We start from the raw sequence: 16,789 nt of genomic DNA, 5'->3' as shown, positions 1-16,789 counted from the left end.
AAATTACCTATTCAGTTTTTTAGCATTTTTAACCTTGGTTTTCAGCAAAGCTAGATCAATGACTTCGGACATTTCGCTCACGTAGTGGAATGTCATGTCTTTGATATAGTCCTCTTTGATTTCTAAAATGTCCTTTTGATTCGATTTGCACAGGATGATCTCTTTGATATTGGCACGTTTTGCAGCCAAAATCTTTTCCTTGATCCCGCCGACGGGCAATACTTTCCCCCGAAGGGTGATTTCGCCGGTCATGGCCAATTTTTCCTTGACCTTACGTTGCGTAAACAAGGATGTGAGCGCAGTCAACATGGTGATACCTGCCGAAGGGCCATCTTTGGGGGTAGCGCCGGCAGGAACGTGTATATTGACATCCCAAAGGTCAAATACCTCGTGATCTATGCCAAAGTCTTCAGCATGTGAACGTAGGTAGGCCATTGCAATAGCGGCAGATTCTTTCATGACATCGCCCAGATTTCCGGTCAGGCTCAACTTTCCTTTTCCAGGGCTGAGGCTGGACTCGATAAACAGGATATCTCCTCCTACGGATGTCCAGGCTAATCCTGTAACTACACCGGCCACCTCATTATTTTCGTACATGTCTTTGTCAAAAATAGGGGCGCCGAGAATTTCTTCGGCCATTTTTGCGGTGACATTTGATGTATAAGGTTTCTCCATGACGATCTTGGTGGCGATGCCGCGTACGATAGAACCTATTTTTTTCTCCAGGCCGCGCACACCCGATTCCCGGGTATATTCTTCAATTATCTTTTCAATGACCTTATTGCCCAGAGATATATCTTTGCTCTTCAGTCCGTGCATCTCACGCTGCTTTGGCAGCAGGTGTCTTTTTGCGATCTCTATCTTTTCTTCTATCGTATAGCCATTGACTTCGATGATTTCCATACGGTCCAGCAGGGCAGGCTGAACTGTATTCAACGAATTGGCTGTAGCGATAAACATGACTTTGGAAAGATCATACTCCATTTCTACGTAGTGATCATAAAAATTCGTGTTCTGTTCCGGGTCGAGTACTTCCAAAAGGGCAGACGAAGGGTCTCCTTTGAAGTCAGCACCGATCTTATCGATTTCGTCCAGTACGAAAACGGGGTTGGATGTTCCTGCTTTTTTCAGCGATTGGATGATACGTCCGGGCATGGCACCGATATAGGTCTTGCGGTGACCACGTATTTCGGCTTCGTCCCGTATACCGCCCAATGCCATACGGGTATATTTGCGTCCCAGGGCCTTGGCGATAGACTTGCCGAGTGAGGTTTTTCCTACCCCCGGGGGGCCTACCAAGCATAGGATTGGGGCTTTCATGTCATTTTTTAATTTGAGGACAGCCAAATATTCGATGATACGCTGTTTGACCTTCTCCAAGCCATAGTGGTCTTTGTCCAACACTTTTATGGCCCTATTCAAGTCAAAGTTGTCTTTCGTGTATTCTCCCCAAGGCAGATCCAACAGAAGTTCAAGATAATTGAGCTGTACGGAATAGTCCGCAGCGGCTGGGTTGATACGCGCAAGTTTTTCGATTTCTTTGTTGAAATGCTCTCCGACCTCTTTAGACCATTTTTTTGACTTTGCCCTTTTTTTCAGATCCTCCATTTCGAGGTCAGGTGTGTTTCCGCCAAGCTCTTCCTGGATGGTTTTGAGTTGTTGGTTGAGGAAATAATCCCGCTGTTGTTTATCGAGGTCTACCCGTACTTTGTTTTGGATCTGGTTTTTCAGTTCCAGCATTTGGATTTCGGTCGTCAGGTGTTCCAACAGCAATTGGGCACGTTTGACAAAATCCTTCATTTCCAATAGCTCTTGCTTGGGATTCAGTTCCAAGGATAGGTTGGACGAAATGAAATTGACCAAAAAGGTTGGGCTTTCGATATTTTTTATGGCAATGCCTGCCTCACTGGGTAGGTGAGGGGAGAGCTGGATAATCTGTAAGGCTAGTTCTTTGATGGACGAGATAAGGGCTTTGAATTCTCTGCTGCTGGTCTTGGGCTTAGCCTCTGGAAAACGTTCGACTTTCGCTTTGATATACGGCTCGGCCTGTATCAGTTCGCTCAGCTTGAAACGTTGTTTGCCTTGGATAATGACCGTTGTATTGCCGTCTGGCATTTGCAGTACCTTGATGATGTTGGCGACTGTTCCTATTTTGTTGAGTTGATTGAAATTCGGATCTTCTACATTCATATCCTTCTGCGCCACCACTCCTATGGTTCTGTCACCTTTGTAGGCTTCTTTGACCAGCTTTATGGACTTGTCCCTGCCTACGGTAATAGGAATCACGACCCCGGGGAAGAGGACTGTATTGCGCAAGGGCAGAATAGATAGTATTTCTGGAATATCTGCGTTCTGCATTTCGTCTTCATCTTGTTGGCTCAATAAAGGAAAGAATTCTGTGTCTTCGCTAATTACCGGTATCATCTGATTGAAGTCGAATGTGTCAAAGTTGCTCATATAATATTGTTGTCAAATCAGACAAGATGTCAGATTTTTAATGTAAATTCTATTGATAAATTGTGGTAGCTAATAATGCAAGCAAAATGCCAAAATAAAAAATTGGTATTATTTATGCTAGCATACTGTCGTGACTGCTAAATCGTCATGGTTGTTGGAAACAATCTGTCATATTATGATTTTGAACAAAGGTAGGAATAAACGAATTAGAAATAATGATAAAATTGAGATGTGGAAATGTTCATAAATATTTGTTGATGTGTTAAACTTATTGCCGCACCTTTACTCTAACATAGAAAAATTGAACACTATAAAATAACGTGATGGAGGTGATGATGGTTATAGAGGTTTGTGATATATGTCGCTTCCATAACTTCCTTCACCATCATAACTTAGATGACTTATAAATAAAATAAAAATAATGATATGAATTTAAGATTTGTATACAATCGATTGAAAAGCATGAAACTTGGGTTGGTAGCTGTTGCTTTGGCGATGACGACCTTATCGGCTCAGGCGCAGCAGGAAGAACATCGCAACCCGAATGTCCGCTTGGGGCAGAAGGCTTTGCTGTCGGGAGATTTTAAAGGAGCTGTGACACATTTGCAAAAAGCTCTGCCAGCAGAGGCTAATGACCCGGATGTACTTTATTTGTTGGGATATTCACAATTTCAGTCGGGAGATTTCAAGAAGTCAGCTAGTTCGTTTGATAAAGTAGTGGCCTTGGATGCCAAGAATTCAAATGCTTTTTATTATAAAGCCAAAGCCAACAATCTCTTGGCTGTTTCGGGCGAGGAGAAATTGAATGATGCACAACGTGAGCAGCTGTTGCAGTTGTCCATAGCAGATTATTCGAAAGCGATCTTGATCAATGCGAATGACATGAAGCTATACCAAAACAGGGCTATTGCCTACCGTGACCTGGGCATCTTGAAAGGTACACCGGGAAAAGCGGTACACAGCAAAGATGTAGCTACCGATGCTTACAATAAGGCTATTGCTGATTACGAAAAAGTATTGTCCCGTGATGCAGCACGTAAGGATATACAGACGGAAATCAAGAAAGCAAAGGTCTACAGGGATAATTTGAAATAGAGATAAAATACCTGTGGTTGGTAACGCTTGTCCGACTATTGTCGGATCACTGACCATAATTCGTGGCGGTTGGTCCAAGACACAACCGCAGATGTACAATATATAGAGACGCAAAATTTTGCGTCTCTACGTAGTTTAAAATGAACAGTACTCCGCCCTTTTTCCATCTTTTCAGGCGTGATGTCTCTTCTCTGGACAGACCGAAGAGATTTACGTTCCCCTTTTGCTATGAGCCACACCTATTGAGTATCCTAGCGAGTGAGGAATTGCAGGGATATCTTTGTGAACAAAAGGATTTTGAACATAATTTTGGGTTGAATGATACCCGATCGGGAATGCCTATAGGCAAGATGTTTGGGGTATTGGTGGTCGAGGATAAGCAAGGACGTCTGGGCTATTTGGCAGGATGTTCGGGAAAGCTGGCAGGAAGCAATCGTCATCGTTATCTTGTACCTCCCATCTTTGATATGCTGGATGAAAATGGTTTTTTTCTAAAGGAAGAGGAAATCATCAATAAATTGAACCGCGAGATAGAACAACTAACATGTGATCCACGTATCGAAAGTCTCAGAGCTGAGCTGGAAAAGGCAAAAGTGCGTAGTACCGAAAAAATGGCCTCCTTGCGTGCGCTACACAAAGCCAATAAGGCGGAGAGAAAACACATTCGGCAGACAAATCGAGATAAACTTTCCAAAGAGGAATACGAGCTGCTGGAGCAGGATCTTGTCAAACAGAGTTATCGGGACCAACATGAGTATGATGTGCAGAAACAATCTTGTCAACAAGAAGTAAAAGAGAGGCAGCAAGCATTGGACAGTGTCCTCGCTGTGATCACGCAGAAAAAGGAAATACGCAAACAACGTTCGGCGCAATTGCAGAGCCGACTCTTTGACCAATATCAATTTTTGAATGCACGTGGTGAGGTCAGATCCCTGCTTTCTATTTTTGAAGAAACCCTGGGCATGCTTCCTCCTGCCGGGGCCGGGGAATGTGCTGCACCAAAATTGCTACAATATGCGTATCAGCATGAGTTGAAGCCTATCTGTATGGCAGAATTTTGGTGGGGAGCTTCACCTTCTTCTGAAGTGCGTAAACATCTGTATTACTATCCCTCATGCCGTGGCAAATGTGAACCTATACTGGGGCATATGTTGCAGGGCTTGGATGTGGATGACAATCCTATGCAGGAAAGTACAGGAAGCAACAAGATATTGAAGATTCTTTTTGAGGATGAGGATATTATCGTAGTAGATAAGCCGGCTGAATTTCTCTCGGTACCGGGGATCCACGTGCAGGATAGTGTACAGATACGTGTTTTGGCACAGTACCCCGAGATTACGGGCCCGCTTATTATCCATCGGTTGGATATGTCTACTTCGGGTATTATGGTGTTGGCCAAAAACAAATATGCCCATCAGTTTATCCAAGACCAATTTATTCGCCATACGGTCGAAAAGCGGTACACGGCATTATTGGATGGGATAGTACAGCAGAAAGAGGGACTCATCGAGATGCCTCTTCGGGTAGATCTGGAGGATAGGCCTCGACAGGTTGTTTGTGAAGTGTACGGCAAACCTGCACGGACTCGTTTTCAGGTCATCGCTATAGAAGGTGGTCGTACACGTATACATTATTTTCCACTTACGGGGCGTACCCATCAGCTCCGTGTGCATTCGGCACACTATAGAGGGCTCAATACACCTATCGTAGGTGATGATTTGTATGGCAAAAGGGCTGATAGACTCCATTTGCATGCGGGCTTTATCAAATTTGTCCATCCCCGGACAAAAAAAGGGATTGTATTTGAAATAGCAGACCCGTTTTAGTGGATTAGTGACAGGGACCAGGGGACAATGGTACACAATTAAGCAGTTAAGCGATCAAACCTTAAACGATTAACCATCATATTTGCAGCAGTGCCGACATTTTCTTACTTTGGTTATAAATTTCAGTCCAATATGGATATTTTAAGATTTGCCTATCAACACCCCTCGTTTCAAAGTGCCGATTTGGAATCGATATGTGCGGCACATACACGGATCGAGCTGCCGAAAGGAAGTTTTTTGTTACAAAAAGGCCAGATTGCCAATGAATATTATATTATGGATAGCGGCCTTGTTCGCACTTATCTCTATGATTTTGAAGGCAATGATATTACGACAGGGTTTATCGGAAATGTGGAGGTGGTCATCGAAGTGGCTTCTATCTTCCAGCGTGTTCCTACGCAAGAATATATGCAATGCCTAACGGACTGTGTACTGTGGAAAATAGACTTTGATACCTTTCAGGAACTATTTCATCAAATTCCTGCTTTTCGGGAATGGGGTAGGGCATGGATGGCATTTGAATTGTATAGAAGTAAGATGCGGGCAGCTGAAATGATCACAGAACCGGCTACAAAACGCTATTTACGGCTTATCGAAGACAAACCACAGATCATTCAGCAGGCACCGTTGAAACATATCGCGTCTTACCTGGGGGTGACCGATAGTTCGCTAAGCCGTATACGGAAGGAGATTGCGCAGGGGTGAAATGCGCTTACTGTCCGTAGAGTCAGTGTCATTAAGTTAACGTTTTTTTTGTCATCCCGACAGCTTGTCCCGACAGCATTCGGGAATAGGAGGGATCTAAAAATTTACGGTTAAATAGATGCAATGTTGCATCAGCCCCGCTGCCACCAACACGACCTTGATGCCTGCTACGCAGTCGACAAGCTCAGCATGACAAAAAGAACAGTTACCTCCTGAACTTGACGCCAATGCGATAAATCGGGACAAGGTACGCTGAACACGAAAGATAGTAAGAAAAAATTGAATAATTAGAAGCTTAAGATAATAAAAATGAGCAATAAATATTCGACGATAGAGGAATATATATCCGGCTTTGATAATGTTGCGCAGGGTTCGCTCAAGCAACTGAAAAGTATCCTTGATAAGTGTGTACCCAAGGAGGCCACGGAAACTATTAGTTATCAGATGCCAACGTATCGGTACAATGGTAATCTGATTCATTTTGCCATGAATAAAAACCATCTGGGTTTATACCCAGGCTCAGCTGCTATTGAAGCTTTTTCTGATCGGTTAACTTCTTTCAAAACATCGAAAGGAGCCATTCAATTGCCCTTGGACAAGCCGTTGCCCGAAGAGCTTATCCGGGATATTGTGCATTTCAATGCGGAGCGCATGAAGGATCAAAATAACCCAAAATGGGACGCCTATCGTTCGAATTGGACCGATTGTTATGAGCTTATGGAGCAGATCGTGGCTAAGACTGAATTGTCGAAAGCCTTCAAATGGGGAACCTCCGTATACACTTATCGGGAAAAAAATGTGGTCAGTTGGGGAGGGTTTAAGCATTTTTTCTCCATCTGGTTTTACAATGGTGTCTTTTTGGAAGATAGGGATAAAGTCCTTGTGACTGCTTCTGAAGGAAAAACTAAAGGAATGCGTCAATGGCGTTTTTCTGATGTGAAGGAAATGGATGAAAAGAAGATACTCGCATATATCAAGGAAAGCATACAAGTGGTTAAGGATGGGAAAGAGATAAAAGCGGAAAGAGCCACTCTGCAAAACCCGACAGGCTTATTAAAAGAGGCGCTGAATAAGGACAAGGCTTTTAAGGAAGCTTTTGAAAAGTTGACCTCTGGGAGGCAAAGGGAGTATATAACCTATATCGAAGAACCCAAACAAGAAAAAACAAAACAGAGCAGACTGGATAAGGCCATTCCGTTGATTCTTGGAGGAAAGGGATTATACGATAAATACAAAAAATAATGGTAAAAAATAAGACTGCGTATACAGATGAAAATGTCGTCACCTTCATCGAACAGGTTGAAGACGACCAAAAACGACAGGATAGCTATGATCTCATTCGATTGATGGAGCAGGTGGCCGGTGAAAAAGCAAAAATGTTTGGACCTTCTATCGTTGGCTTTGGACAATACCATTACAGGTATGACAGCGGTCACGAAGGAGACGCGCCTTTGATCGGTTTTTCGCCGAGAAAAGCGGCTATATCACTCTATGTACACACAGGCAGTGAAACCCAGCAGCATCTGCTGGAAAAGCTTGGAAAATCAAAAGTCAGCAAGGGGTGTATATACGTGAAAAGACTGAAAGATATTGACCAGAAAACATTGATAGCACTCATGAAAGACACCATAGATTTTCTGAGTAGTAAGTATACAAGAATACAGATTTCATAATATTCTTTTGAGATGAAACAGCATACCACAAACTATTACAACACCTTGATTACCGTGGCCGAAGACTGTAAAATGGATCAGGGGACGGTTCCTCCTGTCAGGCCGGAAAAATTAACTGTAGCCAACTATCAGTATGATCTTATTCAGCAAAATCCGTTGACGTATACTTCGGATGATATTCTGTTTGAGGTCTACGCGATTCGTAACGATATTTTGGAACAGGATTATGGGCAGGAACGTTTGCAGTTCTATGCTAAAGGTCAGCCTTGTTTGCGGACGTCGCCTTTGGCCAAGACGTACGGTTGGGGTATTTATCATGACAAAGAAGGTAGAGTAAGACTGATCGATAGTGGATCGGAGGAGTATGAAAAATTGATAAAAGACAATGGTATAAAAAAGGTGTCTGCTATGAAATCAAAACGTTGACAAAAACCTATAAGATTTCCCGTGGCTGGCGCACGACCAATGGTATTAAGTTAAGCGTTTTTTGTCATCCCGACGATAGGAGGGATCTGTAAATTAGCCGGCTAACAGATTCTTCGGCAAGCCTCAGAATGACAATATAAAACAGGTTATATCCTTAACTTAATGACATTGGGCGCACGACTCCTGTCGTGTGCCTGTTATGTTATCAGGCACGAGAGAGGACTCTCGCGCCAGCGATGGGAACCTCTTTGGTTTTTCCGATGAGGAATCACCGAAGTAGGCATGGCTTTTGCCGAGGATTACAAGGCATCCGCCTAAAAAATATATAGTCGAATAAGGTTTATCTTATTTTAGCTGTCAAATAAGTAGAAACAAATAAAAATAAAAGGCCATGTCATTTAAAGAAACATTCACGGTTACAGGTGAAAACCTCCTTAGAAAGATCAAAGAGTTAATTGCTGAAGGCAATGTAACCAAAATCAGTATAGCGGATAAAAACGGAAATGAAATCATCAGTTTCCCTGTGACTATCGGAGTTATTGGAGCTATTTTTGCCCCGGTTATCGCTGCTGTAGGTGCGGTTGCTGCATTGCTTACGGAATGTAAGATCACAGTCGAAAGGAAAACTCCTTCTACGGAAGCTAACGAACAACCTTCCGAAAGCGATCAAGGAGAGTAAATTTTATATTTCAAAATTTATGCATTTACCAGAAGTCTGCTCGATGCCATTAGCACATAGCTGATACTATTGTGCTCTATATTATTTTGCGATATATTTTTTCTGTTAGTGTGTCTTCGATAGTCCATAGAGCGAGCGATTTGAACAAATAAATATGGTCATTTTGCAAGATATTGTAAAAATGATGGCCAAAATCATACGTGAATAAATAAGGACTTTTGATGTCGAAATGTTGTACACATTTTGTTTGTACGATATATTCGATTTTTCCTGTTATGTCAAATTTAAATATCTCATGAACTTGATCATGGCTATGACGAATATTAAACCAAGCACCTTCGCCTATGCCACCCATCCACTGTGCAGATGTGGGGACCGAAGCAGGAGGGAGAGGCTCTTGCATGAGTCCAGGTAAACTATCATCTTTCAACTTTGTAGCATCTTTTGTACAGAAATTTTCCTTCAATAAACTAATTTGGAATTTCAACGACTCCCATCGGTTCAGTTTCCATTCCTGAAGTTTGTTTTTATCGTAACAGTATATTTTTTTATTGGACGATGCATTGACGACATTGCTGGTAGGACTAGCTTTAAGACATTCGGGATACAATATATTTCGTATTCGATTATCTTTATGGCGCATGGATTTGGCTAGTATCTGTGCTACATAGCGCGAACAGCTGTTGTTATTTCTGGCCAAAGCCCCGTATAGTATGGGACCTTTTTTGACGATTTCATTCGCATACGCCATGCCTTTCTTGTAACAAATTTCACGGGCTATAGAAAAAAGTAGTCTCCCTCCGCCATGTGTGGCCTGTTCTTTGGCGCTGAGCTCTTCTAGGATTTCTTTCAGATTTGCAATACCCTTACTGTCGCATATAGCTTTGGTCCGAATAGTCAGCCGTTGATCAAAATCTGCGGATCGGGCTCTTCCATAACCTCGTGGAGACAGGTATCTGCCGAAATCAAAATAGGAAACCGTGCCGGAGGAACGTTCGACAAGCAGGATAGCAGCGTGTCCTATTTTAAAGTTAAGGTTTTTGACCACCTTGATTTTTTTGAGGACAGTCATCCATTTTTCATCTCCCAAAGCTGTCATGTCCGGCCATGAAATAGGTATTGCTATGTCAGTATATAGTTCCATTAGATTGTGTTACAAGAAAAATCATCCACTAAGCCCATATGCGTTTACGCTTGCTTTGTATATACTAAGGACGTGACCAATTTTGGAAACAATTGGGAAAACATAGAATTAAGTGCTATTCATATAATGTAGAGATAAACAAATTTAATTCGAGATATTAGTTTGATTATTAAATGCAGTTATGTAGATTTGTGTACGTAACCGCTACGTTGTTGTTTACATATTTCGAACCTAAAATTTTATGAGCATGCTGATAAAAATAAAGCTGTTGTGTCTCCTTTCCTGTCTAAGTATAGCAGGGTATGGTATGGCATTGAAAGAAAAAATTTTGATTGTAGGATCTACGCCTTCTACCCCTAGTATGCTCCAAAATAATCTTAGCAAAGCTTTTGAAGTCCATTATGTAGATGTTTCAAAAACCGATATTATCGATATTAACGATGCAAAAATAATACTGTTATTGACACAAGAAGCTTTGCCCTCGTCGTATCGGGTGCCTATCCATAACTTTTTAAATGCGGGAGGAAACCTTGTCGCCGTTGGACCACACGCATTTGATTATACACCCAAAACGATCAACGCTATTTCGGTTGTTACCTTTGGTGACGATTATGATATTATATGGCCAAAAAGAAAAGTTGCCCCGGGATCCGTGGACAAGCCTGAGATAAAGAATATATTGTTAGATGGGAGAAAAGGTCTGCAATTTATCACAAAAAAAAGAGGTATGCGGGATGTCATGCTACGTGTGCCATTGAAAGGAAAAGCATCAAACAAGAGGAATGTTGTCCGCTTTAAAGCAAAGGGGAGCCATTTTATGGATTTGATGGCTTTGGAAGTGACGGATGTACAAGGAAAAAAATGGTACAGTTTTGCTCCTTTGGAAAAAGAGTGGAAAGAATACCAGGTTTCTTTTGCGGATTTTATTCCGGAGGGATGGTCGGATGAAAATAAACCTTATCCTTTATTAAATCCTGAACAGATAGATTCGATTGCTATGGGTACCAACACCATGACCGTATGGAAAGAGAAGGCCATGGATTTTTCAATTTCCGACCTCATGTTGGCAGAGAGTACAGGTGTGTATACGCCTACATCTTTGTTGCAAACACTTTCTTTGCCATTCAAAGAAATAGGCATTGCATCTCCACAATGGATATATGATCCGTTTTTTAGAGCAACTCCTGTTCAGCATATTCAGGTTAAAAATTCGGGAACCTATTTTTCGTCTGCGACCTTGCACAAAAATATAGATAAAGCTTGGTATATACCATCGGTCATTGCGCAACATCCAGGTACAGCAATGGGTACAGATACCAAGAAAGTCTATGATAATAAGGATAATCGTTTGGCCAGAACGATTAAAATAATGGAGGATTCCGGCTCAGGGCATGTTGTGGCAACATTTGTACAATATGGAGGCAAGAAGTATAAGGACGCCAGTGTGGCGATATTTGGCTTCAACCCGAGCGAAGTTGTCAATGATCAGGGATTTGCCGATTGTTTGCTTGCTGTCTCCAATCTTATTGTCTCTAAACCCAGAATCACGACTGTGCATATAAACACGACGGTCAAGGAAGAAGGTAAGCCTATCCGTCCCTTGCTGAAAGTTGATGTTTATAATCCGGGACGGGAAAGTGTAAAGGCTAAAATTAGGATCAATGTCAATACTACCCTGCAGAAGGAAACAGAAATCATCCTGCCTGCACACTCGTCCAAAGTGTACAATGTAGAATTGCCTGTGGTACCTCAGGGTTTTTCTTTTCATCATTTTGACTGGCAAGTAAATCTTGTGACCGATAAAGGAGAGGACCGGATCAGTGATGTCGTCGATGTCGAACGTGCAATGCTGATTGCTTTCAGGTATTTGGTACAAGCCCAGAAGTCCTATCCGGACGGTCGGTACAGCAATCATTATTTTGGGGATGCGTATGGTGTGCGTGCGATGTTTGCCTACCTGGATTATCTGGATAAAAACCCCGAGAGACTAAATGAAAATAAAGATATATGGCGTGCTATCAGTAAGGATGATATCAAGAAGAGTGCAACGTGGTTTTATGATATGTTGGCTCAACGGCAGACTGCAGATGGTGCTTATCCGATGGGGTATTCTGAACATACCCAAGGGTACAATGTTGCAGATGGGGGACAAATAGGTCTATCGATGGCACAATCTCTGAGATATATAGGAGATCCTGTAAAAAAAGAGCAGTATTTAAATTCGGTCATAAAGTTTGGAAATTGGGCAGAAGGTTTTTACATAGATTCAGTACTCTCCCAACAGTTAAAAACAAGCCATCCTAAGGAGTATAAAAAAGGAGACGCCCAGCCCGGATTTTATGGATTGGGGCAAACTCGGACTACAAAAAGAAGAACGGGCCCGTCCTGGGTGTTGGCCGATATTATCGCTTCACAGATAGCTTTATCCCATTTAGCCTCTGATACGACCAAAGCTAAATTCGAAAGTATAGCAGAAAGGAATTCGATTTTTTATGTAAATAAAAAATTTAATGCGGTAGGGTATTACCAAGCAGAAGCCTTGTTTTGGATATATTTAAATACACAGGATGAAGAGCTAAAGAAAACAATCCGAGAGAATTTAGCAGAGACATTTTTAAAACCATTGTATAAAGGTAAAGAAAATGATATGTATGAACTTGGTGCAAGATCTACACTGAAAGCTTTGCCTCTGCTGTATTATCAGCGGTTTATTGAAGACAATCCGGATGTAAGGGCTGTTCTCTTGAAATATATATGGAGTTTTGGATCAGAAAGCTCCACCAACTCGATGCGATACCTGGCAGAAGTTTTTCCGAAACCTGTGCATGGAGAATCTTTGACCGTAGCAAAGTATGCAGCTCTTAGTTCGTTGTGGGCGATGGAGCTGTTGTATCCACAAAGTAGTTTAATCAAATTCTAACATGAAATACATTACGGTTTTCCTATTTAGCGCGATGTGTAGTATGGCTGCATACGGTCAGTATAAATATGAAGATTTTAACAAAGGGCTTCCAGACAAATGGTCTACAACCTCTAAAACGCAGCTGACCTTAAGCTCCGATCACTACAAAGACGGAGGACAGTCATTGAAGTGGGAGGCAAAAGATAATGATGTCCTTACTGTAGCACCATTATCTATTTCCGAAAAGGCAACAATAGGACATTTAGCGGCAGAAATATTTGTGTACAGCAAAGTACCCGGCTTAGATACGCTTATTTTCCAGTTTTTTGACAACAAGGATCAATTAAAAAGAGAAGGACGTATGTTGTTGAATTACAAAGGATGGAGAGCATACCACAGAAGCTGGCAATTTGACTACAACAATGGAATCGATCAAGAGCCTTTTCGATTGGATAAATGCCGTATCATTTATAAATCCGAAAAAACGGCCGCAGAAAAGACCATTTATTTTGATGCGGTAAAATTTACGGGAGATAAAGATCTCAGGAGGCAACCGGCACCACACACAGAAATAGATCGACAGGATTTTAAGCCCATAGGTTTGGCCGGAGGTGATCCTTTGGGAAGTTGGTTGAATAAACCTACTGAAGGCTTGCGCAAGGTCACCGACGGCGAAGCAAAAGATATACAGAAATTAAAGGAAATATATCTGAAACCATTACAGCCTGTAGATAAGAAGCAGTTGCAGGAGGCCATGGCGTATGTGAAGTATGCTAATATTGAGCGAAATCAAGATAATTCTATCAAAGGCAGAGGTATATTGGCTATAGCTAAGCCTGATACATTGGTCAAAATATCGGGATATTGTGGTGTTTTAGCACGCTCTTTTTTGTTGGATAAAAACAAAGAAGCTAAGGACGCCCTCCTACTTTTTACAGAATATTTGATCGACCAAGGTCTTGCTGAGGGAGGAAGAAATGTACTGCCTACAAATTCTTACTACAATGCCAGAAATTTTCCTTTGGGCTTCATGGAAGCATTGGGTGTATATCCTGCCGACATGCGGGCACAGATATTGGCTATGTTGAAATGGTCTCACGAGTACAATAGGATATACAATGATCATTTCAAACCCGGCATAAATACAGATTTTGTCCTTTTGAAATTACAGACACTCATTCGGTTGGCTTTGCTAAATCCGAAAGAAGAAGAAACCGCAAGGGATTTAAAATACATAAGTAGGTTTTTTGAGCAATCTGCTGCCATATCACAAGGGGGCAATGACGGCATCAAACCCGATGGAATAGGTTTTCATCACCATTCTGCCCACATGAGCTATATGTCAGCCTTTTCTGCGTGGATAGATCATGCTTATTCTTTTAAAGGAACATCTTTCCGCATCAGTAAACCCGCGTATGAAAATATGCGGCTAGCCGTACGATCCCTGTTGCTCGAAACCTCTAAAGGTACGCTCATGCCACATGCACTATCCGGGAGAAAGCCATTCACCGCTGGTGTACCTGTCAAATCCACACATGTTGAAAAATTGATAAAAATAGGAGATGATTTAAATCTTCATGATGACGAAATGAAGGCATTTTATAATTATCTCTACAAAGAAAATAAGTATTCGGTACAACAGGCCGATATGGATGGTTTTTATCAGTTTAATTATGCGCAGTTGGGCATTCTGAGGAAAGACAACTGGATAGCAGCTATGCGTGGTTTTACGGATAGGATGTTTGGTGCAGAGATATATGATAAGCAAAACAGATTTGGACGCTATCAGAGCTATGGCAGCTTAGAAGTCTTGTACAATGGAAAAGCCCCCGAAACAGGATATATCCAGTATGGCAAAGGGTGGGATTGGAATGTGATGCCGGGAACGACAACTGTACATCTGCCGTGGGATAGATTAAAAGCTGTGGGTGCTACAGCTACAGAATTTCAAGATAAAAGTTTTGCAGGAGCCTTGTCATTAGGTAAAAATGGTGTTTTTGGACTTGACTTCGCACAAAGGTCAAAAAGCAGGTATGTAAACCAAAAGCTTACCTTCCGTAAATCTGTCTTTGCATTTGACCGGATTTTGGTGTGCCTAGGTAGTAATATAAGTGCAGAAACAGATGTAGGGCATTTGGCTACAAATTTGTTTCAGAATGTTTTTAAGGAGGATAGACCCTCCATTTACCAATCAAACAAAAAAATATCTGAAGAAACCTATGCCGGTTCAATATCTGTTGATAACGAAAGTACATGGTTGATAAACAGTGTACATACCGGATATTATATCCCCAAAGGAAATAATGAGATAGAGGTCATAAGAGGAGAGCAGGTAACGCCCGATTATACCTCCAATGATGGCAAGAAAACAAATAAGGCCTGGGCAAGTAAAGCCTGGATCAATCATGGTAAGGAAGACAGTGGTATCAAATACCATTTTACGGTTGTGCCACAGACCACTGTGAAAGAAATGAAAGATCTGGCTGCTCGATTTGATAACAATAGCATTTACGAAATATTGGAGCAGACTGAAACTGCTCATGTCGTCAGGTATATACCCGATAATTTAATTTCTTATGTTTTCTTCGAGCCACAGGAGAACACGAATATAGGGTATGTGCAAAGTGTGTCAGGAGCCTGTCTTTTAGGTATAAAGGATGTAGGCGATCGTATTGAAGTGACAATGGCGAGCCCCGATTTGCATGCACAGCCAAATGCAGAATCTTATTGGGTGTCTACCGAAAACACCGTAAAGCTACGATTGTCTGGCAAGTGGAAAGTAATAGAAAACAGGTCTGACATTGCTGTAGGAAACAAGGGTATTTTTTTTGAGGCAGATTTTAATTTAATACATGGATTTCCCAAAAAAATTGTTTTGAAAAAGGAAAATTGATTTAAACTTCAAACAGGTAGAGAAAAGTTATTGAACCCGAAAATGAATATGAAAAATAGAAAAAATCAACTAGTTGGGCTTCTGTGCTTTATTGTCGGTTTTCTATGCATAGGAGATATCGTACAAGCACAAGTGGCCAATAAGAAGGAAAAAGAATTACGTTTGTTGGTCATAGGGAATAGTTTTTCCAGAAATGCAACCCTATACCTTCCCCAGTTGGCCGAAGAGGGCAGGCACAAATTGGTCATACAAAAAGCAGAAATCAGTGGAGCCTCATTAAAGAGACATTGGGATGCTGTGGAAGTTGCAGAAGCAGATCCGGAGGATCCCAAAGGAAGACCCTACAGTGGTAAGTCGTTGAGAATGCTTTTAAGAGAGAGCAAATGGGATATTATAACCATGCAACAGGCTTCTACTTATTCTGCATACGCCGATAGCTATCATCCTTATATTGATCAGCTGTACCGTTTTATTAAGGAATTACAGCCGAATGCTGAAATTGTTATGCACCAAACATGGGCCTATAGGTCGGACGCCAAATATTTCAGTAGGATATCCGAAGAAAAAAGAGCAAAAAGCTCCCAGGAGATGTGGGAAAAATCACGTGAGGCTTATCATAAAATGGCGGATAAGTTTGGTTTGCGGATCATCCCGACAGGCGATGCTTTTTGGGCAGTAAGTTCGGACCCTACCTGGAGGTTTGTGCCCGATGACAAATATAATTTTGTAAATCCTGTATATCCTGAATTGCCCAATGAAAAGAACTCTTTGAATACGGGATACGCATGGACTAAGAATAAAAAGTTTAAATTGGATGCTAATCATGCCAATACAGCAGGGTGCTATCTAGGTGCACTCACCTGGTATAGTTTTTTGTTCAAGGAATCTCCTGTTCATTTAAAGTTCGTTCCAGAAGGTATTTCACAGGAATTTGCGAAACATCTCCAACATGTAGCGTGGCAGACAGTATCTGGCCGTCACTAATAAGG

Annotated in this window: 12 protein-coding genes; 10 read left to right on the top strand and 2 right to left on the bottom strand. The window is 41.7% G+C overall.

All coding sequences use genetic code 11. The annotated features are described in order from the left end of the window. Window positions 1–3: 3 nt before the first annotated feature. Window positions 4–2,457: an endopeptidase La gene (gene lon / locus G5B00_RS15560; RefSeq protein ID WP_163877531.1), complete on the bottom strand. Its 2,454-nt coding sequence runs from the start codon at window positions 2,455–2,457 to the stop codon at window positions 4–6. Window positions 2,458–2,883: 426 nt separating this feature from the next. Between lon and G5B00_RS15555 the strand changes: the two genes are divergently transcribed. From G5B00_RS15555 to G5B00_RS15525, 7 genes are all read left to right on the top strand, one after another. Beyond that, window positions 2,884–3,552: a tetratricopeptide repeat protein gene (locus tag G5B00_RS15555; protein WP_163877528.1), complete on the top strand. Its 669-nt coding sequence runs from the start codon at window positions 2,884–2,886 to the stop codon at window positions 3,550–3,552. Window positions 3,553–3,692: 140 nt separating this feature from the next. Continuing rightward, window positions 3,693–5,378, top strand: coding sequence for an RluA family pseudouridine synthase (locus G5B00_RS15550; protein WP_163877525.1), 1,686 nt, complete (start codon window positions 3,693–3,695; stop codon window positions 5,376–5,378). A gap of 132 nt (window positions 5,379–5,510) precedes the next feature. Further along, window positions 5,511–6,083 (top strand): Crp/Fnr family transcriptional regulator, encoded by a 573-nt coding sequence (locus G5B00_RS15545; protein ID WP_163877522.1) that lies wholly within the window; start codon window positions 5,511–5,513, stop codon window positions 6,081–6,083. Window positions 6,084–6,392: 309 nt separating this feature from the next. Next, a complete protein-coding gene (locus G5B00_RS15540) occupies window positions 6,393–7,325 on the top strand; it encodes a DUF1801 domain-containing protein (protein WP_163877518.1) in 933 nt (310 codons plus the stop codon). Further along, the gene (locus tag G5B00_RS15535; protein WP_163877515.1) at window positions 7,325–7,756 is read left to right on the top strand and encodes a DUF1801 domain-containing protein; all 432 of its coding nucleotides are present in this window, start codon (window positions 7,325–7,327) and stop codon (window positions 7,754–7,756) included. Before G5B00_RS15540 ends, G5B00_RS15535 begins: the two co-directional genes overlap by 1 nt. A gap of 12 nt (window positions 7,757–7,768) precedes the next feature. Continuing rightward, entirely contained in the window at window positions 7,769–8,182 is a 414-nt protein-coding gene (locus G5B00_RS15530; protein WP_163877512.1) for a DUF6157 family protein, read from the top strand. A gap of 391 nt (window positions 8,183–8,573) precedes the next feature. After that, window positions 8,574–8,861 carry a DUF4342 domain-containing protein gene (locus tag G5B00_RS15525; RefSeq protein WP_163877509.1) on the top strand — a complete coding sequence of 96 codons (288 nt, stop codon included), beginning with the start codon at window positions 8,574–8,576 and terminating at the stop codon, window positions 8,859–8,861. Between the two features lie 76 nt (window positions 8,862–8,937). Here the strand turns inward: G5B00_RS15525 and G5B00_RS15520 are convergent, their stop codons facing one another. Beyond that, complete coding sequence (locus tag G5B00_RS15520; RefSeq protein ID WP_163877506.1) at window positions 8,938–10,005, bottom strand: DUF6695 family protein; 1,068 nt, start codon at window positions 10,003–10,005, stop codon at window positions 8,938–8,940. A 247-nt stretch (window positions 10,006–10,252) separates the two neighbouring features. Here G5B00_RS15520 and G5B00_RS15515 point away from each other — a divergent pair, with 247 nt between their 5' ends. From G5B00_RS15515 to G5B00_RS15505, 3 genes are read left to right on the top strand one after another with little or no spacing between them, the layout of a single operon-like run. Next, entirely contained in the window at window positions 10,253–12,925 is a 2,673-nt protein-coding gene (locus G5B00_RS15515) for a hypothetical protein (protein WP_163877503.1), read from the top strand. A 1-nt stretch (window position 12,926) separates the two neighbouring features. Further along, the gene (locus G5B00_RS15510) at window positions 12,927–15,800 is read left to right on the top strand and encodes a polysaccharide lyase family 8 super-sandwich domain-containing protein (protein WP_163877499.1); all 2,874 of its coding nucleotides are present in this window, start codon (window positions 12,927–12,929) and stop codon (window positions 15,798–15,800) included. A 48-nt stretch (window positions 15,801–15,848) separates the two neighbouring features. Further along, complete coding sequence (locus tag G5B00_RS15505; protein ID WP_163877495.1) at window positions 15,849–16,784, top strand: DUF4886 domain-containing protein; 936 nt, start codon at window positions 15,849–15,851, stop codon at window positions 16,782–16,784. The last annotated feature ends 5 nt before the right edge of the window (window positions 16,785–16,789 follow it).

It is taken from the genome of Parapedobacter sp. SGR-10 (genome assembly GCF_011030405.1).
Lineage (GTDB): Bacteria > Bacteroidota > Bacteroidia > Sphingobacteriales > Sphingobacteriaceae > Sphingobacterium.
The sequence above is the reverse complement of the archived record's forward strand: the minus strand, read 5'-3'. Positions and strand labels throughout refer to the sequence as shown.

What these genes read in the sequence shown, in the direction of transcription:
- G5B00_RS15550 (WP_163877525.1), top strand. Translation starts at nt 3,693, where the DNA reads ATGAACAGTACTCCGCCCTTTTTCCATCTTTTCAGGCGTGATGTCTCT.
- lon (WP_163877531.1), bottom strand. Translation starts at nt 2,457, where the DNA reads ATGAGCAACTTTGACACATTCGACTTCAATCAGATGATACCGGTAATT.
- G5B00_RS15510 (WP_163877499.1), top strand. Translation starts at nt 12,927, where the DNA reads ATGAAATACATTACGGTTTTCCTATTTAGCGCGATGTGTAGTATGGCT.
- G5B00_RS15540 (WP_163877518.1), top strand. Translation starts at nt 6,393, where the DNA reads ATGAGCAATAAATATTCGACGATAGAGGAATATATATCCGGCTTTGAT.
- G5B00_RS15530 (WP_163877512.1), top strand. Translation starts at nt 7,769, where the DNA reads ATGAAACAGCATACCACAAACTATTACAACACCTTGATTACCGTGGCC.
- G5B00_RS15535 (WP_163877515.1), top strand. Translation starts at nt 7,325, where the DNA reads ATGGTAAAAAATAAGACTGCGTATACAGATGAAAATGTCGTCACCTTC.
- G5B00_RS15525 (WP_163877509.1), top strand. Translation starts at nt 8,574, where the DNA reads ATGTCATTTAAAGAAACATTCACGGTTACAGGTGAAAACCTCCTTAGA.
- G5B00_RS15555 (WP_163877528.1), top strand. Translation starts at nt 2,884, where the DNA reads ATGAATTTAAGATTTGTATACAATCGATTGAAAAGCATGAAACTTGGG.
- G5B00_RS15515 (WP_163877503.1), top strand. Translation starts at nt 10,253, where the DNA reads ATGCTGATAAAAATAAAGCTGTTGTGTCTCCTTTCCTGTCTAAGTATA.
- G5B00_RS15505 (WP_163877495.1), top strand. Translation starts at nt 15,849, where the DNA reads ATGAAAAATAGAAAAAATCAACTAGTTGGGCTTCTGTGCTTTATTGTC.
- G5B00_RS15545 (WP_163877522.1), top strand. Translation starts at nt 5,511, where the DNA reads ATGGATATTTTAAGATTTGCCTATCAACACCCCTCGTTTCAAAGTGCC.
- G5B00_RS15520 (WP_163877506.1), bottom strand. Translation starts at nt 10,005, where the DNA reads ATGGAACTATATACTGACATAGCAATACCTATTTCATGGCCGGACATG.